General features: G+C 69.8%; 14 protein-coding genes. 12 read left to right on the forward strand and 2 right to left on the reverse strand.

Annotation, left to right across the window (positions count from 1 at the left end; translation table 11 throughout):
• The first annotated feature begins 8 nt into the window (after positions 1-8).
• The 3 genes from CKO43_RS09275 (at position 9) to CKO43_RS09285 (ending at position 2,666) form a co-directional block, all read left to right on the forward strand.
• Entirely contained in the window at positions 9-1,118 is a 1,110-nt protein-coding gene (locus CKO43_RS09275; protein ID WP_200378467.1) for a hypothetical protein, read from the forward strand.
• Positions 1,115-2,092 carry a class I SAM-dependent methyltransferase gene (locus CKO43_RS09280; protein ID WP_200231382.1) on the forward strand — a complete coding sequence of 326 codons (978 nt, stop codon included), beginning with the start codon at positions 1,115-1,117 and terminating at the stop codon, positions 2,090-2,092. The genes CKO43_RS09275 and CKO43_RS09280 overlap by 4 nt, the downstream gene beginning before the upstream one ends.
• A 70-nt stretch (positions 2,093-2,162) precedes the next feature.
• Positions 2,163-2,666 (forward strand): class I SAM-dependent methyltransferase, encoded by a 504-nt coding sequence (locus CKO43_RS09285; protein ID WP_200231381.1) that lies wholly within the window; start codon positions 2,163-2,165, stop codon positions 2,664-2,666.
• 133 nt (positions 2,667-2,799) lie between these two features.
• Here the strand turns inward: CKO43_RS09285 and CKO43_RS09290 are convergent, their stop codons facing one another.
• Together CKO43_RS09290 and glf are read right to left on the reverse strand one after the other, a co-directional pair.
• Positions 2,800-5,640, reverse strand: coding sequence for an HAD family hydrolase (locus tag CKO43_RS09290; protein ID WP_200378468.1), 2,841 nt, complete (start codon positions 5,638-5,640; stop codon positions 2,800-2,802).
• A gap of 40 nt (positions 5,641-5,680) precedes the next feature.
• Positions 5,681-6,808, reverse strand: coding sequence for a UDP-galactopyranose mutase (glf, locus tag CKO43_RS09295; RefSeq protein WP_200378469.1), 1,128 nt, complete (start codon positions 6,806-6,808; stop codon positions 5,681-5,683).
• Between the two features lie 401 nt (positions 6,809-7,209).
• On the opposite strand from glf, the gene flhD reads away from it, so the two are divergent.
• The 9 genes from flhD (at position 7,210) to flhA (ending at position 16,006) form a co-directional block, all read left to right on the forward strand.
• On the forward strand, positions 7,210-7,533 hold the full coding sequence (gene flhD / locus CKO43_RS09300; RefSeq protein ID WP_200231378.1) for a flagellar transcriptional regulator FlhD: 324 nt from the start codon (positions 7,210-7,212) through the stop codon (positions 7,531-7,533).
• A 114-nt stretch (positions 7,534-7,647) separates the two neighbouring features.
• Positions 7,648-8,214, forward strand: coding sequence for a flagellar transcriptional regulator FlhC (flhC, locus tag CKO43_RS09305; protein WP_200378470.1), 567 nt, complete (start codon positions 7,648-7,650; stop codon positions 8,212-8,214).
• A 228-nt stretch (positions 8,215-8,442) separates the two neighbouring features.
• Positions 8,443-9,225, forward strand: coding sequence for a class I SAM-dependent methyltransferase (locus tag CKO43_RS09310; protein WP_200378471.1), 783 nt, complete (start codon positions 8,443-8,445; stop codon positions 9,223-9,225).
• Between the two features lie 55 nt (positions 9,226-9,280).
• On the forward strand, positions 9,281-10,141 hold the full coding sequence (gene motA, locus CKO43_RS09315; protein WP_200378472.1) for a flagellar motor stator protein MotA: 861 nt from the start codon (positions 9,281-9,283) through the stop codon (positions 10,139-10,141).
• 352 nt (positions 10,142-10,493) lie between these two features.
• Positions 10,494-11,462, forward strand: a complete 969-nt coding sequence (motB, locus tag CKO43_RS09320; protein WP_200231374.1) for a flagellar motor protein MotB — start codon at positions 10,494-10,496, stop codon at positions 11,460-11,462.
• A 29-nt stretch (positions 11,463-11,491) separates the two neighbouring features.
• Positions 11,492-11,887, forward strand: a complete 396-nt coding sequence (cheY, locus tag CKO43_RS09325; protein ID WP_200231373.1) for a chemotaxis response regulator CheY — start codon at positions 11,492-11,494, stop codon at positions 11,885-11,887.
• 14 nt (positions 11,888-11,901) lie between these two features.
• Positions 11,902-12,534: a protein phosphatase CheZ gene (locus CKO43_RS09330; RefSeq protein WP_200231372.1), complete on the forward strand. Its 633-nt coding sequence runs from the start codon at positions 11,902-11,904 to the stop codon at positions 12,532-12,534.
• Between the two features lie 227 nt (positions 12,535-12,761).
• Complete coding sequence (locus tag CKO43_RS09335) at positions 12,762-13,919, forward strand: EscU/YscU/HrcU family type III secretion system export apparatus switch protein (protein ID WP_200231371.1); 1,158 nt, start codon at positions 12,762-12,764, stop codon at positions 13,917-13,919.
• A 59-nt stretch (positions 13,920-13,978) separates the two neighbouring features.
• Positions 13,979-16,006 carry a flagellar biosynthesis protein FlhA gene (gene flhA, locus CKO43_RS09340; protein WP_242478108.1) on the forward strand — a complete coding sequence of 676 codons (2,028 nt, stop codon included), beginning with the start codon at positions 13,979-13,981 and terminating at the stop codon, positions 16,004-16,006.
• The last annotated feature ends 6 nt before the right edge of the window (positions 16,007-16,012 follow it).

The following is a 16,012-nucleotide window of genomic DNA, read 5'->3' on the forward strand; positions in this document are numbered from 1 at the left end:
GCGCGAACATGTTCAGCCGAATCCTGATCACAGCCGATGTCCTGCGTCCGTTCCCGCGCGAGCGGGAATGGGAGAGCGCCACCTGGAAGAACGCCCGCTGGCTGCGCCACATGCTGGCCCCGGCCTTGCGCCACTGCGGCCACGAGCCGGAGCTGTTGTCCTGGGACGAGCGCCTGCAGCCCGGGCGCGAGACCTGGTTCGACACGCCGATGCTGTACCGGCGCCTGGGGCGCGAGCTGACGCTCGAGTCCTGGGCGACGCTGGCGCGCTCGACGACGGCGCCGCAGGCGCTGATCGACGCGCTCGAGGCCCCGTGCCGCGACGCGCTCGTCGTCGGCTACGAGATGCCCGAGGTGATGATCGACGCGCTGACGCGGCTGAACCGCCCCTTCGTCGACATCATCCTGCACCCCTGGCGCTTCCTGCCCGACCTGGTGTTCGCGCTGCGCACCAACGTGCCGGCGTTCGAGCACGTGATCCGCGCGCAGCGGCTGACCGACCGCGCCGCCGCCACCCAGGCCGAGCGCATCCAGGCCAAGGCCGCCTGGATGAAGCCGGTGGCGCCGATGCCGCCCGGCACGGTGCTGGTGGTCGGGCAGGTGTCCTCGGACCGCGCGATGGTCGGCACCGACGGCGGCTTCGTCACGCTGGCGCAGCATCTGCCGCGGCTGCACGAGCTGTGCTGCGAGCACCCGCTGGTGCTGTATCGCGCCCATCCCTATGCCGGCGACCAGGACCCTTCGGCGCAGGCCGTCGCCCGGCTGCCGGCGATCCGCCCGACGACCGAAAACTTCTACCAGCTGCTGAGCCAGCCCGAACTCGAGGGTGTGGTCGCGCTGAACTCCAGCTGCCTCGTCGAGGCACGCGCCTTCGGCCGCTGGAGCGAGAACCTCGTGCCCTTCCTCTACGACTTCGACGCCAATCAGCCGGCGCGCGACGGCGCCCCCGGCTCCCCGGTCCCGCTGTCCGGCTGCTGGATCGAACCCTGCTTCTGGCAGGCACTGCTGAAGGGTGAGAGCGCCGGGACCGGCGTCTTCGCCGACCCGGGGCCCAACGTGCTGCGGCGCTCGATGAACGCCGACTGGGGTTACGGTTTCATCGAACAGGTGTGCGCATGAGTTCCGAACGTACTTCCGACGCCGGCGCCGATGTCGCCGCCGCTTTCGAGGCCCTGTCCGGCGGCGACATCGTGCCGGCCAGCGAACTGATCGAGCGCGGGCTGCACCAGCACCCGCAAGACAGCCGCTTCCGGGTACTGAAGGCGGCGCTTGCCGACTCCGACGGCCGCCGGCACGACGCCTTCGCCGAGCTGTGGCGCGCGCTTGCCGCCGAGCCGGATTCGGTGCTGGCGCGCGACGAGCTGCTGCGGCTGGCGGTCACGCCGCGCACCGACCCGCTCAGCGTGCGCAAGAACTTCGCGCTCGCCAGCGGCGAGCGCCAGACCGCGACCAAGCTGGAGCAGATCCGCGCCGACCATCGCGTGCGCTACGCACTGGCCGCACGCTGGCTGCGCGAGCGCTTCGCGACGCCGCGCCGACTCACCGGGCTGGACGTGTTCTGCGGCAACGGCTACGGCAGCCGCATGGTCAGCGACCTCGCGGGCGTGCGCATGCTGGGCCTGGACGGCTCGGCCGAGGCGGTCGCGACGGCGCAGCGCGCCTACGGCAGCCATCGCACCGTGTTCGGCCATGCGCTGTTTCCTTTCCAGATCGATGCGCCGCTGTTCGACTTCGCGATCAGCTTCGAGTCCGTCGAGCACGTCGACGACTCCCGGGGGCTGATCGAGCAGATGGCGTGTGCCACCGACGGCCCGCTGATCGTCTCGGTGCCGAACGAGCCCGGGCTGCCGTTCGCGCGCTTCGGCCACCGCTTCGAACACCACGTGCGCCATTTCGAGCGTGCCGAGATCGTCGAGCTGCTCGCCAGCGTCGGCCGCACCCGCATCGTCGCCGAGTACGGCCAGCAGGTCTACCGCATCGAGCGCGGCGACATGGTCGGCCTGGTGCCCGAGGCGGAGATGGGTCTGCGGCCGTTCGATGCGGCCGGCAGCCAGTTCCTGATCCTGATCGCCGAGGCCGAAGCGACCGGCTGAACGGTCGCGGCGCCGGCGATCGTCCCGGGCCGGCCATGCGCCGGCCCGTCTGCAGATGAAGGAGTCGCAAGTGAAACTCAACGTCGGCTGCGGCAACGTGCACCGCATCGAAGGTTATGTGCACATCGATGCGCGGCACACGCCGATCACCGATCGTGTCTGCGATGCATGGGCAATCGACCTGCCGCCGGGCTCGGTCAGCGAGATCTACAGCCGCCACATGCTCGAGCACCTCACGGTGGACAAGGCGCGCCTGGCGCTGGCCTGCTGGTCCCGGCTGCTCGCGAGCGGCGGCCTGCTGCACGTCGTCGTGCCTGACATCGCCTTCCACGCCCGCCAGCTGCTGGGGCTTTCCAGCAGCAACCTGCCCGACCAGGACCTGCACGCGATGGCCGGCTTCTACGGCTGGTGCGACCCCGAGCGCGGCGGCTCGGAGTACGACGCGCACCGCTGGGGCTGGACGCGCGAGAGCCTGACCGTCGCGCTGTACGAGACCGGTTTCTCCAAGGTGCGCCGGCTCGTGACCGGCACCGACACCGAGCCCTGGCATCTGAACCTGCAGGCCTGGCGCTGAAGCCGGCCTCGCGGCCCCGTGGGCCGCCGCGCTGGCGACGCCGGCACGACGTTCGCCGGGCGTGCGCCTGCACCCCGGCTCCCGTTTCCTTCGACGAGGGCAGCGGCCGCAGCGGCCGCTGCCCTCGCGGCCTTCAGGCGCGCCGCGCGATCGGCCGGAACACCAGCCGCAGCGCGGCCTTGCCGCTGATCGGGTTGGCGCCGGCCGGCAGCATCAGCAGCGAGTCGGTCCCTTCGAACTCCAGCAGGCCGTGGCCGTGGTCCTTGATGCCGGCGTGCAGCAGCTGCGCCATCACGTCGGCCTCTTCGGTCATCGCCGCCAGCGGCACGATCTCGGCGCTGTGCAGCTGGATCCAGCCGTAGTCGCGGCCGAAGGCCAGGCCGACGTTGCCTTCGCCGTTGGCCAGCGGCACGAGCGCGCTGAAGTAGCCGTCGTGCGTGGCGGTGGCCACGATCTCGGCGTGCATCGTGCGGTCGCCGCGCGGGATCACCGCCAGCAGCGGCTCGCTGCGCGTGGACCAGTCGGTCTGGACCATCGGCATGCCAAAGCGCGCGTGCGCGAGCATCGCCGTCGACAGCTCCAGGCCGGCCGCACGCAGCTCGGCGGGCAGCGCCATGCGGCCGCCGCCGTGTGCGCTGCGCATGTAGAACAGGCCGTGCCTGCGCAGGCCTTCGAGGCCGGCGTCGATGTCGAAGAGCTTGCGCGCGACGCCGCTGCCGAGGTTGATCTCGAGCGTGAAGTTCGCCAGGTGGGCGAGTTCCATCGCGTTCGGGAAGAACAGCAGCCGGCCCAGGCTGCCGAGCGCTTCGTCGCGCAGCACGGTCGCCGGCGGCAAGCGCCGCGCGGCGCGGAAGTAGGCCTGGGCCTCGCGCGCGAAGCGCAGGCTCTCGGCCTGGATCGGCTCGACCATCGCCGACTGGCCGTCCTGCGCCGAGTCGGTCTCGAACACCGGGCTGCCGTCGTCGGCATAGCCGACGGTGCTGGCGCCGTCGGTCGAGGTCAGCGTCTCCAGCAGGCCGATGTAGGTCTGTACGATCTTCAGCGCACGCTCGTCGAGCCAGCTGCGGTCCAGCAGGCCCTTGAAGCCCTCGTCGACCGCGCCGACGGCGAGCAGGTAGCGTCCCAGCACCTCGACCTTCCAGTCCTGGCTGAAGGTCGGGCCCAGCACGCGCTGGATCGTTCCGGCGTAGCCCAGGTCGACCAGCACCAGCGTGTCGCCCGGCTGCATGCCGGTCTCGCGTTCGAGATAGCGGCGCAGCCGCTCGCGGTGCGCGGCCGAGGCGGTGACGATCTCCGCCAGCACGTGCGCCTGGCGCACGCCGCGCAGAAAGGTCTGCAGCGGCGTCGCGCTCGCCTCGGCCTGCTCGACGAGCAGGGCGGTGCGCTGCGGCGACAGCAGCAACTGGCGCGCGATCATCGGCAGCGACAGGTTGCGCGAGAAGTTGGCCAGGTACTGGTCGACGTCCTCCTGGGTGCGGAACGATGCCGCGTAGGCGCTGAAGCGGCTGATGTGCGCCGAGTACGCGGTGCAAGCGCCGCCGATCGCACGGTAGGTCTGCAGCGGCAGGTACGCGTCGCGCATCAGGAACACGAGCTTGACCTGCGACCGCGTGGCCGCGAGTGCCGCCGCCTCTTCGTCGATCCAGGCGGCGAAGGCGTGCATCAACGGGCCCAGGCTGTCGTGGCCGATCGAGGCCTGCGGCGTGCCGGACTGGTGGCCGTGGCTGGCGTGCACCGGCCGGTAGGGCATGTGCAGCGGGCGCTGCTGGCGCACGCTCGGGTCGAACAGCGCGACGACGTTGGCCGCCATGCGCCGGCGCTGCTGGCCTTGCTCGTTCTCGTGCAGCAGGTGCGTCGCCGACATCGCCACCGCGCGCGGCGCGGTGAAGTCGGCAGCCTTGTTGTCGCCGACGTGCAGGATGGCAGGCGAGTTGCCGAGCTGGTTGAGCTGGGCGAGCTTGAACAGCCCTTGCTCCTTGCACATGCCGTGTTCGCACGAGACCACGATCTCGCCGATCGCGGCGCTGGCGTCGGCCGGCAGCGCGTGCTCGAGCAGGCGGCGCAGGCGCGGCGCGTCGAAATAGGTGTCGCTGACGATCGTCACCGGCAGCCCGCGCGTGCGGGCTTCGCGCAGCAGGCGCACCGCGCCGGGCAGCGCGTGGCAGGCGTTCATCTCGGCGGCGAGTTCGTCCTCGGCCAGCCAGGCCAGCATCTCACGGCTCAGGCCGGGGCGTGCAGCGAGGTAGATCTGATCCAGCGTGACCTCGGTGCGGCCGGTGCGCACGAGCTGGAGCTGGCGCGCGAAGAACTCGCCCTTCTGGCGCATCGTCGCGTCGATACCCGCGGCCTTGAACGCCGGCCGGCGCTGCATGTCGTAGAACACGTCGGTCGGGTGGTCGGTGTGGCGCCACAGGATGGTGTCGAAGCAGTCCAGCGTCAGCGCACGCACGCCCTCGGTCTCGTCGAGCAGCTGGCCCAGCGCGTCGGGGCGCGTCAGCAGCGGCACGTAGACCTTGGGCGTCGCGTCCGCCTGCTCGAGCGGGTCGGCGGCGGCCGGCGCGGGGCGAGCGGCGCTGGCGGCTTCGATCTGCAGCAGCTTGCTGCGGCACAGGTCGACCAGTTCGGGCTGGCTGGCGAAACGTTCGGCGCGCGCGCCTTCGGTCAGCTCGAGGAACAGCTCGCGCGCTTCGTCGGCCTCGCCAACGGCGTCCAGCGACAGCGCCAGCGCGAAGGCGCTGTCGTCGTGCTCGGGTTTGGCGGCCAGCGCCTCGCGCGCCGCCTGGATGCACTGGCGGTGGCGTCCGGCTTGCAGGTGCAGCGTCGCCAGGTCGCCGAGCAGGTCGGCGTGTCCGGGCTGCAGCTTCAGCGCCTCGTTGAGCATGCGCAGCGCCTGCTTGTGGTCGGTGGCGTTGAGCTCGAAGGCCGCCTGGCGGACCTCGCGGACAGCGCGTTCGGTGGGCGTCATGGTGTTCATCGTGCGGTGCCTCTTGGGTTGGCAGGCGTGGCGGGGTGGGTCAGGGCGCCGGCTGAGCGCGGCGCTGCGCCGTCAGGCGCCGCGCCAGTGCGAGCGCCGCGGCGACGACCTGGTCCATGTTGTAGTAGCGGTACTGCGCCAGCCGGCCGAGGAAGAAGACCTCGGTCTCGGCCTCGGCCAGCGCCTCGTAGCGCTTGTAGAGCGCTTCGTTGGCGGGGTTCGGGATCGGGTAGTAGGGCTCGGCGCCGGGGGCGTCCATGTCCTGCGGGATCTCGCGCACGACCGAGCTGCCGGCGTGCTGCTGGCCGCTCAGGTGCTTGAACTCGGTGATGCGCGTCCAGGCGTGGTCGTTCGGGTAGTTGACGGTGCCCACCGGCTGCAGCTGCGTGGTGCCGGCCAGGTGTTCGTGCTCGAAGCGCAGGCTGCGGTAGGGCAGGGCGCCGAAACGCCGGCCGTAGAACTCGTCGATCGGGCCGGTGAAGACGGTGCGGCGGCGGTCCAGGCCGGCGACCGCGGCGTATTCGACGCCGGTGCGGACCTCGATGTTCGGGTGCGCGAGCAGGCGCTCGAACAAACGCGTGTAGCCCTCGGCCGGCATCGCTTGGTAGCGGTCGCTGAAGTAGCGGTCGTCGTCGTTGGTGCGCGTCGGGATGCGGGCGGCCACGCCGCCGGCGAGCTCGGACAGGTCCAGCCCCCACTGCTTGCGCGTGTAGCCGCGGAAGAAGCGCTCGCACAGGTCGCGGCCGACCGAGTTCAGCACCACGTCCTCGCTCGTGCGGATGGGCTCGCGCGGCTCGCGCACGCGCTCCAGGAACGCGGCGACGCCGGCTTCGTCGAGGTCCAGCCCGTAGAGCGAGTTGATCGTCGTGCGGTTGATGGGCAGCGGATAGGCGCGGCCGGTGCTGGCGTCGGGCACCGCGAGCACCCGGTGCTCGTACGGGCGCCAGGTGGTGAAGCGCGAGAGCCAGCCGAACACGCTTTCGCTGTTGGTGTGAAAGATGTGCGGGCCGTATTCGTGGACCAGCACGCCTGCGGCGTCGAGGCGGTCGTAGGCGTTGCCCGCCACGTGCGGGCGCTTGTCGACGACGAGCACGCGTTCGCCGGCTTCGGCGAGTTCGCGGGCAGTGACCGCGCCGGCGAAACCGGCGCCGACGATGAGGGTGTCCATCCGGGCTCCTGGCCGGTGTGGCGGCACGTCGTGACGAGACGCGCCGCGGCAGCCCACCGGCATGACGTCAGTCTAGGCAGCGGTGTCGGATGACAGCGCCCCGAAATGGACCGCGAAACCCCGGCTGTTCGGCGCTGCCGCGCCAAGCCCCGACGGGGTCGGTGTCATCCGTGCAAGTGCTTGTCGCGCCAGAGGAAATCCGCTGTGGACGGAGGCCTGCGGCGGCCCGCTGGAGACGCCGCCATCGGACGACACGCTCATGCCTTGTAGGAATTTGCCTGACACGGGGGATGGAAAAACCGGGACTGAAGCCACGGAAGTGAACCGATGTTGCCGTTCATCTCCGGTCCCTACAGTCCGTATCACACCAGTCGCCCCCCGACACACACAGGAGTACCGAGATGACCGCCGACCAGATCCTCGCCGAAATCCGTGAAGCCAACCTCTCGTACCTGATGCTGGCCCAGAGCCTCATCCGTACCGACCGCGAACAGGCGCTGTACCGCCTGGGCGTCAGCGAAGAGACCGCGACCCTGATCGGGACGCTGACCGCAGCGCAGATGATGAAGATCGCCGGCGGCAACACGCTGCTGTGCCGCTTCCGCATGGACGACGACATCGTCTGGAGCCTGCTCACCAGCCACGGCAAGAGCTCGGCCAACGACGGCGTCTCGCGCCTGCATGCCTCCATCCTGATGGCCGGTCGCCATCAAGAGGCCGCCTGACATCGGGCCCCCAAGCTCCCTAACGGTCGCTGCCCCCCAAGGGGGCGCGTTGCGACGGACCGGCAGAGCCGGATCCGTGCAACACCTTGGTCAAGACATCGGAGACGCACCATCATGGCCCGCAACAAAAGCATCCTCACCGAAGCCCGCCAGATCGAGCGTGCGGTCACGCTGATCAACCTGGGCGCCCGGCTGCAGGTGCTGGAAAGCGAGACCGACCTCAGCTACGAGCGCCTGCTGCGCCTGTACAAGGAGGTTTCGGGTCGCAGCCCGAGCAAGGGCCAGCTGCCGTTCTCCACCGACTGGTTCATGACCTGGCAGCCGAACATCCATTCGAGCCTGTTCCTGAACATCCACGAGTACCTGAACAAGGTCGCGGTGCTCGACGAGATCGACATCGTCATCAAGGCCTACCAGCTTTACCTCGAGCAGATGCAGGCGCAGGGCCTGGAGCCGCTGCTGTCGGTGACGCGCGCCTGGCGCCTGGTGAAGTTCGTCGACAACGGCATGCTGACGATGACCGCCTGCAGCAAGTGCGGCGGGCACTACGTCACGCATCCGCACGAGATGGCCCGCCACTACGTCTGCGGCCTGTGCAACCCGCCGGCGCGCGCCGGCAAGGGCAAGGCCGGCGGCCTGCAGCTCGCGTCCTGCCACGACGAAGGCGAGCTCGCGCACTGATTTCCTGCCTCAGGGGCAATCCGTCACGCCGGGCGCACTCCAGGCGCGGCGCTGGCGGTCGATAGCGGTTTCATCCGGCTTCATTGCGTTGTCTCCTCCTGGCACAGACTCCTGTGCATTCAGGCGGCGGGTTCCTCCGGGATCCGCCGCCTTTTCTTTTGCTTCTGCGCCGACAACAGCCCGTTTCTCCGGCGCTTGACCGTTTGCATGTCGCCGCACACTGGGCGGATGTCGATTCCGACCCTCGTCCGCCTGCCCTGGCCGCTGCCGGCGCTGGCCGCCTGGCTGCTCGCCTGGGCCGTGTTCGCGGCGCTGGCCGCTGCCGGCCAGGGCGGGCTGCCGGCTTTCGCCGCCGCCAGTGCCGCCGGCTGTGTGATCGCCGCCGGCGCGCAAGGGCGCTGGCGCCGGCTGCTGGCCGGCGCCGGTTTTCCGCTCTCGGCGCTGGCGCTCGGTGCGCTGCCGCAGCTGCCGGGCTGGGCCTGGCTGGTGGCGCTGCTGCCGCTGGCGCTGGCCTATCCGCTGAAGGCCTGGCGCGACGCGCCGTTCTTCCCGACCCCGGCGCAGGCGCTCGACGGCCTGGGCGCGGTCGTCGTGCTGGCGCCCCGCGCCCGCGTGCTCGACGCCGGCTGCGGCCTGGGCCACGGCCTGCAGGCGCTGCACCGGCTGTGGCCGCAGGCCGTCTTCGAAGGTGTCGAGTGGAGCCGGCCGCTGGCCTGGCTGGCGGCGCGCCGCTGCCCGTTCGCGCAGGTGCGCCGCGGCGACCTGTGGGCCGGTTCCTGGGCCGGGCTCGACCTGCTCTACGTCTTCCAGCGCCCCGAAAGCATGGTGCGCGTGCTCGCCAAGGCCGAGGCCGAGATGGCCCCGGGCAGCTGGCTCGTCAGCCTGGAGTTCCCGCTGCCGGGGCGCGAACCGCTGGCCGATGCCGGCGGCGGCGGCGGCCGGCCGGTCTGGGTCTATCGGGTCGGCGAAAGCGGCAATACATCCTCAATCGGGCCCGGAGCGCGCCGATAACACGCCTAGTCTCCCTGCGCGCCGCGCCGGGAGCATGCCTACATATCGCAACACCATGTTCGTCATCATCGGTTGGGTCATCGTGCTGGTATGCGTCTTTGGCGTATTCATCGTGCACGGCGGCAACATCGGCGTGATCCTGACGGCGCTGCCCTTCGAACTCATCACGATCGGCGGCGCGGCCGGCGGCGCCTTCCTCGCGAACAACCAGACCAAGGTGCTGAAGGCCACGCTCAAGGGCGTCGGCCGCTGCTTCAAGGGCAGCAAGTACACCAAGGCGCGCTACATGGAGCTGATGGCGCTGCTCTACGACATCCTGCAGAAGGCCCGCAAGGAGGGCCTGATGTCGATCGAGAAGGACGTCGAGGACCCGCACAACTCGCCGCTGTTCCAGAAGTACCCGACGGTGGGCAACGACCACCACGTCGCCGAGTTCGTCACCGACTACCTGCGCATGATGGTCTCGGGCAACCTCAACGCGCACGAGATCGAGTCGCTGATGGACAGCGAGATCGAGACCCACCACCACGAGGAATACGCGGCCGTGGCCGCGATCCAGCGCCTGGCCGGCGCGCTGCCGGCCTTCGGCATCGTCGCCGCGGTGCTGGGCGTCGTGAACACGATGGGCTCGGTCGGCCAGCCGCCGGCGGTTCTCGGCGGCATGATCGGCTCGGCGCTGGTCGGCACCTTCCTCGGCATCCTCGTCTCCTACGCGTTCGCCGAGCCGCTGGCCGGCCTGCTGGAGCAGAAGGTCGACGAAGGCAGCAAGGAGCTGCAGTGCATCAAGACCACGCTGCTGGCCAGCATGCAGGGCTACGCCCCGCAGGTCGCGATCGAGTTCGGCCGCAAGGTCCTGTACTCCACCGAGCGCCCGACCTTCGTCGAACTCGAGAGCCATGTGAAAGGCAAGAAGTAGTGGCCCCCCCCCGTAGCGCCTTCGGCGCTGCCTTGCAGGCCGCGCCGGGCCAGTGGCCCGGCTCCTCGGCAGGCACGATTCGTCCACTGGACGAATCGTGTCCGGCCTCGGCCCCCCAGGGGGGCGCCGCCAGCGGCCCGGCAAAGCCGGTTCCGCGGCGTCCGCTTGAAGGCGCCGCCCGCTGGCGCGGTGCGGCGTCTGCGCTTCAGCTGCCGGGGTGGTCCTCGATCGTTTCAACCTGCTTGGCAGGTCGCAGCCGCGACCAAGCCACCGCCGCGGATCCGGCTCTGCCGGTCCGCCGGCGGGCGGCCCCCTCGGGGGGTAGCGAGCGCAGCGAGCTTGGGGGCACGTAATGGCGGGGGACGCGAAGAAGCTCCAGCCAATCATCATCAAGCGCGTCAAGAAGGGCGGCCATGCCGTCCACGGCGGCGCCTGGAAGATCGCCTACGCCGACTTCGTCACGGCGATGATGGCCTTCTTCCTGCTGATGTGGCTGCTGGGCAGCACCACCGACGGCGACCGCAAGGGCATCGCCGACTACTTCAGCTCGCCGCTGAAGGTGGCGCTGAACTCGGCCGGCACCGGTGCCGGCGACGCCTCGCACGTGCTCAAGGGCGGCGGCCAGGACCTGACGCGCACCAACGGCCAGGTCAAACGCGGCGACATCGAGGCGCCGCGCGCCACCGTCAACCTGCAGGCCCTCAAGCAGGAACAGCTGCGCGCCGAGATCGTGCGCCTGAAGGACCTGAAGCGCCGCATCGAGGAAAAGATCAACGGCAACAAGCGCCTGCAGGCGATGCGCTCGCAGCTGCGGCTGGACATGACACGCGACGGGCTGCGCATCCAGATCGTCGACGAGCAGAACCGGCCGATGTTCGCCAGCGGCAGCGCCGTCGTGCAGCCCTATATGCGCGAACTGCTGCAGGAGATCGGCTCGGTGCTGGGCGAGGTGCCCAACCGGCTGACGCTGGAGGGCCACACCGACGCCATGCCCTATGCCGGCGGCGAGCGCGGCTACAGCAACTGGGAGCTCTCGGCCGACCGCGCCAACGCCTCGCGCCGCGTGCTCGCCGAGGGCGGCCTGCCCGAAGACCGCATGCTGCGCGTGCAGGGGCTGGCCTCGAGCTCGCCCTTCGACCGCCAGGACCCGCTGGCGCCGACCAACCGGCGCATCAGCATCATCGTCATGAACCGCGAGGCGGAAGACCGCTTCTTCCGCACCGAACCGGACGCCGTCGAGGCCGTCGGAGACGACGCCGCGATCAACGCCGATTCGCCGAATGCCGCAGGCGGCTTAAGTCCGCCGCCCGGCAACCGATAAACAACGAAGCCGTGTTTCCAGGGTCTGCCATGAATCCTTCCGACCTGAAATTTCTCATCGTCGACGACTTCTCGACCATGCGTCGCATCGTGCGTGGCCTGCTCAAGGAGATGGGCTGCAACAACGCGGACGAGGCCGAGGACGGCGTCGTCGCGCTGAACATGCTGCGCGCGTCCAAGTACGACTTCGTCGTCTCCGACATCAACATGCCGAACATGAACGGCTTCGACCTGCTGAAAGCGGTCAAGGCCGACGGTTCGCTCAAGCACCTCCCGGTGCTGATGGTGACCGCCGAGGCGCGCAAGGAAGACATCGTGCTCGCCGCCCAGAGCGGTGCCGCGGGCTACATCGTCAAGCCCTTCACCAAGGCCACGCTGGAAGAAAAAGTCCAGAAGATCCTGCAGAAGCTGGCCGCCACCGCCTGAACGAGGGAAACAATATGAAGATGGAAGATCTGACCTCGTTCACCCCGGCCGAACCGCTGGCCGTCTCGCCCGAGGTGTTCCAGCAGCTGGGCTCGATCACGCGGCTGCTGCACGACACGATGCAGCAGCTGGGCGTGATGCCCAAGCTGCAAGTGGCGACCGACGGCCTGCCCGACGCGCGCAGCCGGCTGAACTACATCGCCAACAAGACCGCCGACGCCGCCAACAAGGTGCTGAACTCGGTCGACCAGGCCAAGGCCGAACACGCCAAGATTTCCGAGGCGACGCGCCAGATCGCGGCGCAGATCGTCGCGGACCCGGTGCGCGCGGTCGCCTCGGGCGCGGTGTTCAACTTCGCCCAGGACGTCGAACGCGCGACCTCGCAGATCGACGCCCACCTCACCGACATCATGATGGCGCAGGACTTCCACGACCTCACCGGCCAGGTGGTGGCCAAGGTCGTGACGCTGGCCAACGATCTCGAGGACAGCCTCGTCAAGCTGCTGGTCTCGGTGGTGCCGCCCGAGCAGCGCGAGAAGGTCGACCCCAACGTGCTGCACGGCCCGGTGGTCAACCCCGAAGGCCGGGCCGACGTCGTCGCCAACCAGGGCGAGGTCGACGACCTGCTGGCCAGCCTGGGGTTCTGAGGGCCCCCGGCCACCCGGCTGCCGACGCGCAGCCGGTGGCCCAGCGGCGCTCGCCCTGAGCGCCTGCGGCGCCCCGTTGGCGGCGGCCGCGTGACCGCCCGCGCCTGCCGCGCCGCATCCTGCGGCGCAGGCTCCAGAAGACGGGGCGTTTAAACCCCGCTTATCGGGCTCAAGTTCGGCGCCCGCGCCGGCACCATGGCAAGGCTCATATCAGAGCCGATTCCGCCATGGCCGACGACTCACAAGACCGCCGCTTACCCGCTTCAGCACGCAAGATCAGCAAGGCCCGCCGTGACGGCCAGGTCGCGCGTTCGCGCGACCTGGGTCACTTCGCGGCGATGGGCACCGGGCTGGCGCTGCTGATCGGATTCGCGCCGCAGATGACCGACTGGATGCGGCGCCTGCTCGAAAGCGGGCTGCGTTTCGACGCCAAGGCGCTGGCGCAGCCGGGCTCGATGCTCGAGCGCCTGTCGGGTTCGGGCCTGGACATGCTCGTCGTCGTGCTGCCGCTCGGCGCGGCCGTCGGCGTCGTCGGTGCCGCGTCGGCCGTGCTGGCCGGCGGCTGGAACTGGACGATGAAGCCGATCACGCCCAACTTCAGCAAGTTCAACCCGCTCACCGGCATCGGCAACCTGTTCCAGCCGCAGCAGATGGGCAACACGCTCAAGGTCTGCCTGCTGGCGCTGGTGCTGGCGGCGATCGGCGCGATGTACTTCAAGTCGCACCTGCCGGAGTTCGCCTCGCTGATCTCGATGCCGCTGCCGGTGGCGCTGGACGAGACCGGCTCGCTGCTCAAGGGCGGCATGGTGCTGATGCTGGTGGCGATGGCGCTGTTCGCCGTCGTCGACGTGCCGCTGCAGCGCTTCATGCTGATGCGCCGCCTGCGCATGAGCGTCGACGAAGCCAAGCAGGAACACAAGCAGACCGAGGGCAACCCGGAGATCAAGGGCAAGATCCGCCAGAAGATGCGCGAGCTGTCGCGGCGCAAGATGATCGCCGCGGTGCCGTCGGCCGACCTGGTCGTGATGAACCCGACCCACTTCGCGGTGGCGCTGAAGTACGACGAGGCCTCGATGGCCGCGCCGCGTGTCGTCGCCAAGGGCAGCGACCTGATGGCTTTCCGCATCCGCGACGCTGCCAAGGCGGCCAACGTGCCGGTGCTGCAGGCGCCGCCGCTGGCGCGTGCGCTGTACCGCCACGCCGAGGTCGATGCCGAGATCCCGGCGGCGCTGTTCGGCGCCGTCGCCCAGGTGCTCGCCTGGGTCTACCAGCTGCGCGCCGCGATGGCCGCAGGCCGCCCGCTCAACACCCCGGCACCGGCGATCGTCGTGCCGGCCGGCTTCGATCCCGCCGAGGGCCTTGCCCGCCAGGAGCCTGAACAGTGAACGCGCTCACCCTACGCCTGAACACGCTGCTGGGCCCGAACGCGGCCGCGCTGAAGGTGATGATGCTGCCGCTCTTCGTCGTGATGATGCTCTCGATGATGGTGCTGCCGCTCCCGCCGTTCGTGCTGGACCTGCTGTTCACCTTCAACATCGCGATCGCGCTCGTCGTGATGATGGTCTCGGCGCAGATGGTCAAGCCGCTGGACTTCGCCGCGCTGCCCTCGGTGCTGCTGGTGACGACGCTGCTGCGGCTGTCGCTGAACGTGGCCTCCACCCGCGTCGTGCTGCTCGAGGGCCACAACGGCCCCGGCGCCGCGGGCAAGGTGATCGAGTCCTTCGGCCACTTCCTGATCGGCGGCAACTTCGCCGTCGGCCTGATCGTCTTCGCGATCCTGGTCGTCATCAACTTCATCGTCGTCACCAAGGGCGCCGAGCGTATCGCCGAGGTCGGCGCGCGCTTCACGCTGGATGCGATGCCGGGCAAGCAGATGGCGATCGACGCCGAGCTCAACGCCGGCCTGATCGACGAGAACGAGGCCCGGCGCCGGCGCTCCGAGGTCGGCGAGGAGGCCGACTTCTTCGGCTCGATGGACGGTGCCAGCAAGTACGTTCGCGGCGACGCGATGGCGGGCCTCCTGATCCTGTTCATCAACATCGTCGGCGGCCTGATCATCGGCATGGCGATGCACGGCCTGTCGGCGGGCCAGGCGGCCGAGAGCTACATCCTGCTGGCCGTCGGCGACGCGCTCGTCGCCCAGATCCCGGCGCTGCTGGTGTCGGTGGCCTCGGCGATGGTGATCTCGCGCGTCGGCAAGGACCAGGACATCGGCACCCAGATCCGCGGCCAGGTCTTCGACTCGCCGCAGTCGCTCGGGCTGGCCGCCGGCATCGTGCTGATGCTCGGGCTGGTGCCGGGCATGCCGCACCTGGTCTTCCTGCTGATCGGCGGCGGCCTGGGCCTGCTCGCCTGGCAGCTGCAGCGCAAGAAGAAGAAGGCCGCGGCGCTGCCCGAACGCAAGGAGTCCGCCGACCCGGCGCAGGCCAACGCCGAGGCCAGCTGGGACGACCTGGCACCGGTGGACACGCTCGGGCTGGAGGTCGGCTACCGCCTGATCCAGCTCGTCGACAAGGCACGCCAGGGCGACCTGCTGGCGCGCATCAAGGGCGTGCGCAAGAAGTTCGCGCAGGACGTCGGCTTCCTGCCGCCGCCGGTGCACATCCGCGACAACCTGGAGTTGAAACCCAGCGTCTACCGCGTGACGCTGCGCGGCGCCGTCGTCGGCGAAGGCGAGGCCTATCCGGGCATGCTGCTGGCGATCAACCCGGGCGGCGCGCAGCAGCAGCTGCCCGGCACCAAGACCACCGACCCGGCTTTCGGCCTGCCCGCGACCTGGATCGAGGAGCGCCACCGCGAGATGGCCCAAATGGCCGGGTTTACGGTCGTTGATTGCGCGACCGTGGTGGCCACCCATCTTTCACACTTGATGCAACTGAACGCATCCCGGCTGTTGGGACGCGTCGAGACGCAACAGCTGGTCGAGCACGTGACCAAGCTGGCCCCGAAGTTGATCGAGGACGTGGTTCCCAAGATGGTCGGTATCGCCACACTGCAGAAGGTTCTCCAGCTGATGCTGGAGGAAGGCGTGCACATCCGCGACATGCGTTCGATCATCGAATGCCTGGCCGAGCACGCCGCCACCGTCACCGACCCGGGCGAGCTGGTGCGCCGCATCCGCACCCACCTGGCGCCGGCGATCGTGCAGCAGATCTACGGCCCGACCAAGGAGCTCGACGTGATCGCGCTCGACCCCGAACTCGAACGCCTGGTGACGCAGGCCCTGACCTCGCCGCACGGCGCCGCGCTCGACCCGGGTGTGGCCGAGGCGATCACGAAGCGTGCCGCCGACACCGCGCGCCGCCAGGAGGACCTGGGCCTGCCGGCCTGCCTGCTGGTGCCCGACGCGATCCGCGCGCCGATGGCGCGCCTGCTCAGGCGTGCCGCGCCGCGCCTGAAGGTGCTGGCGCACAGCGAGATTCCCGAGACTCACTCGATCCGGATCGGTTCGATCATCGGAGCCAACGCATGACCACCG

The organism is Rubrivivax gelatinosus (assembly GCF_016583785.1).
In the GTDB taxonomy this organism is placed as follows: Bacteria; Pseudomonadota; Gammaproteobacteria; order Burkholderiales; family Burkholderiaceae_C; genus Rubrivivax; species Rubrivivax gelatinosus_B.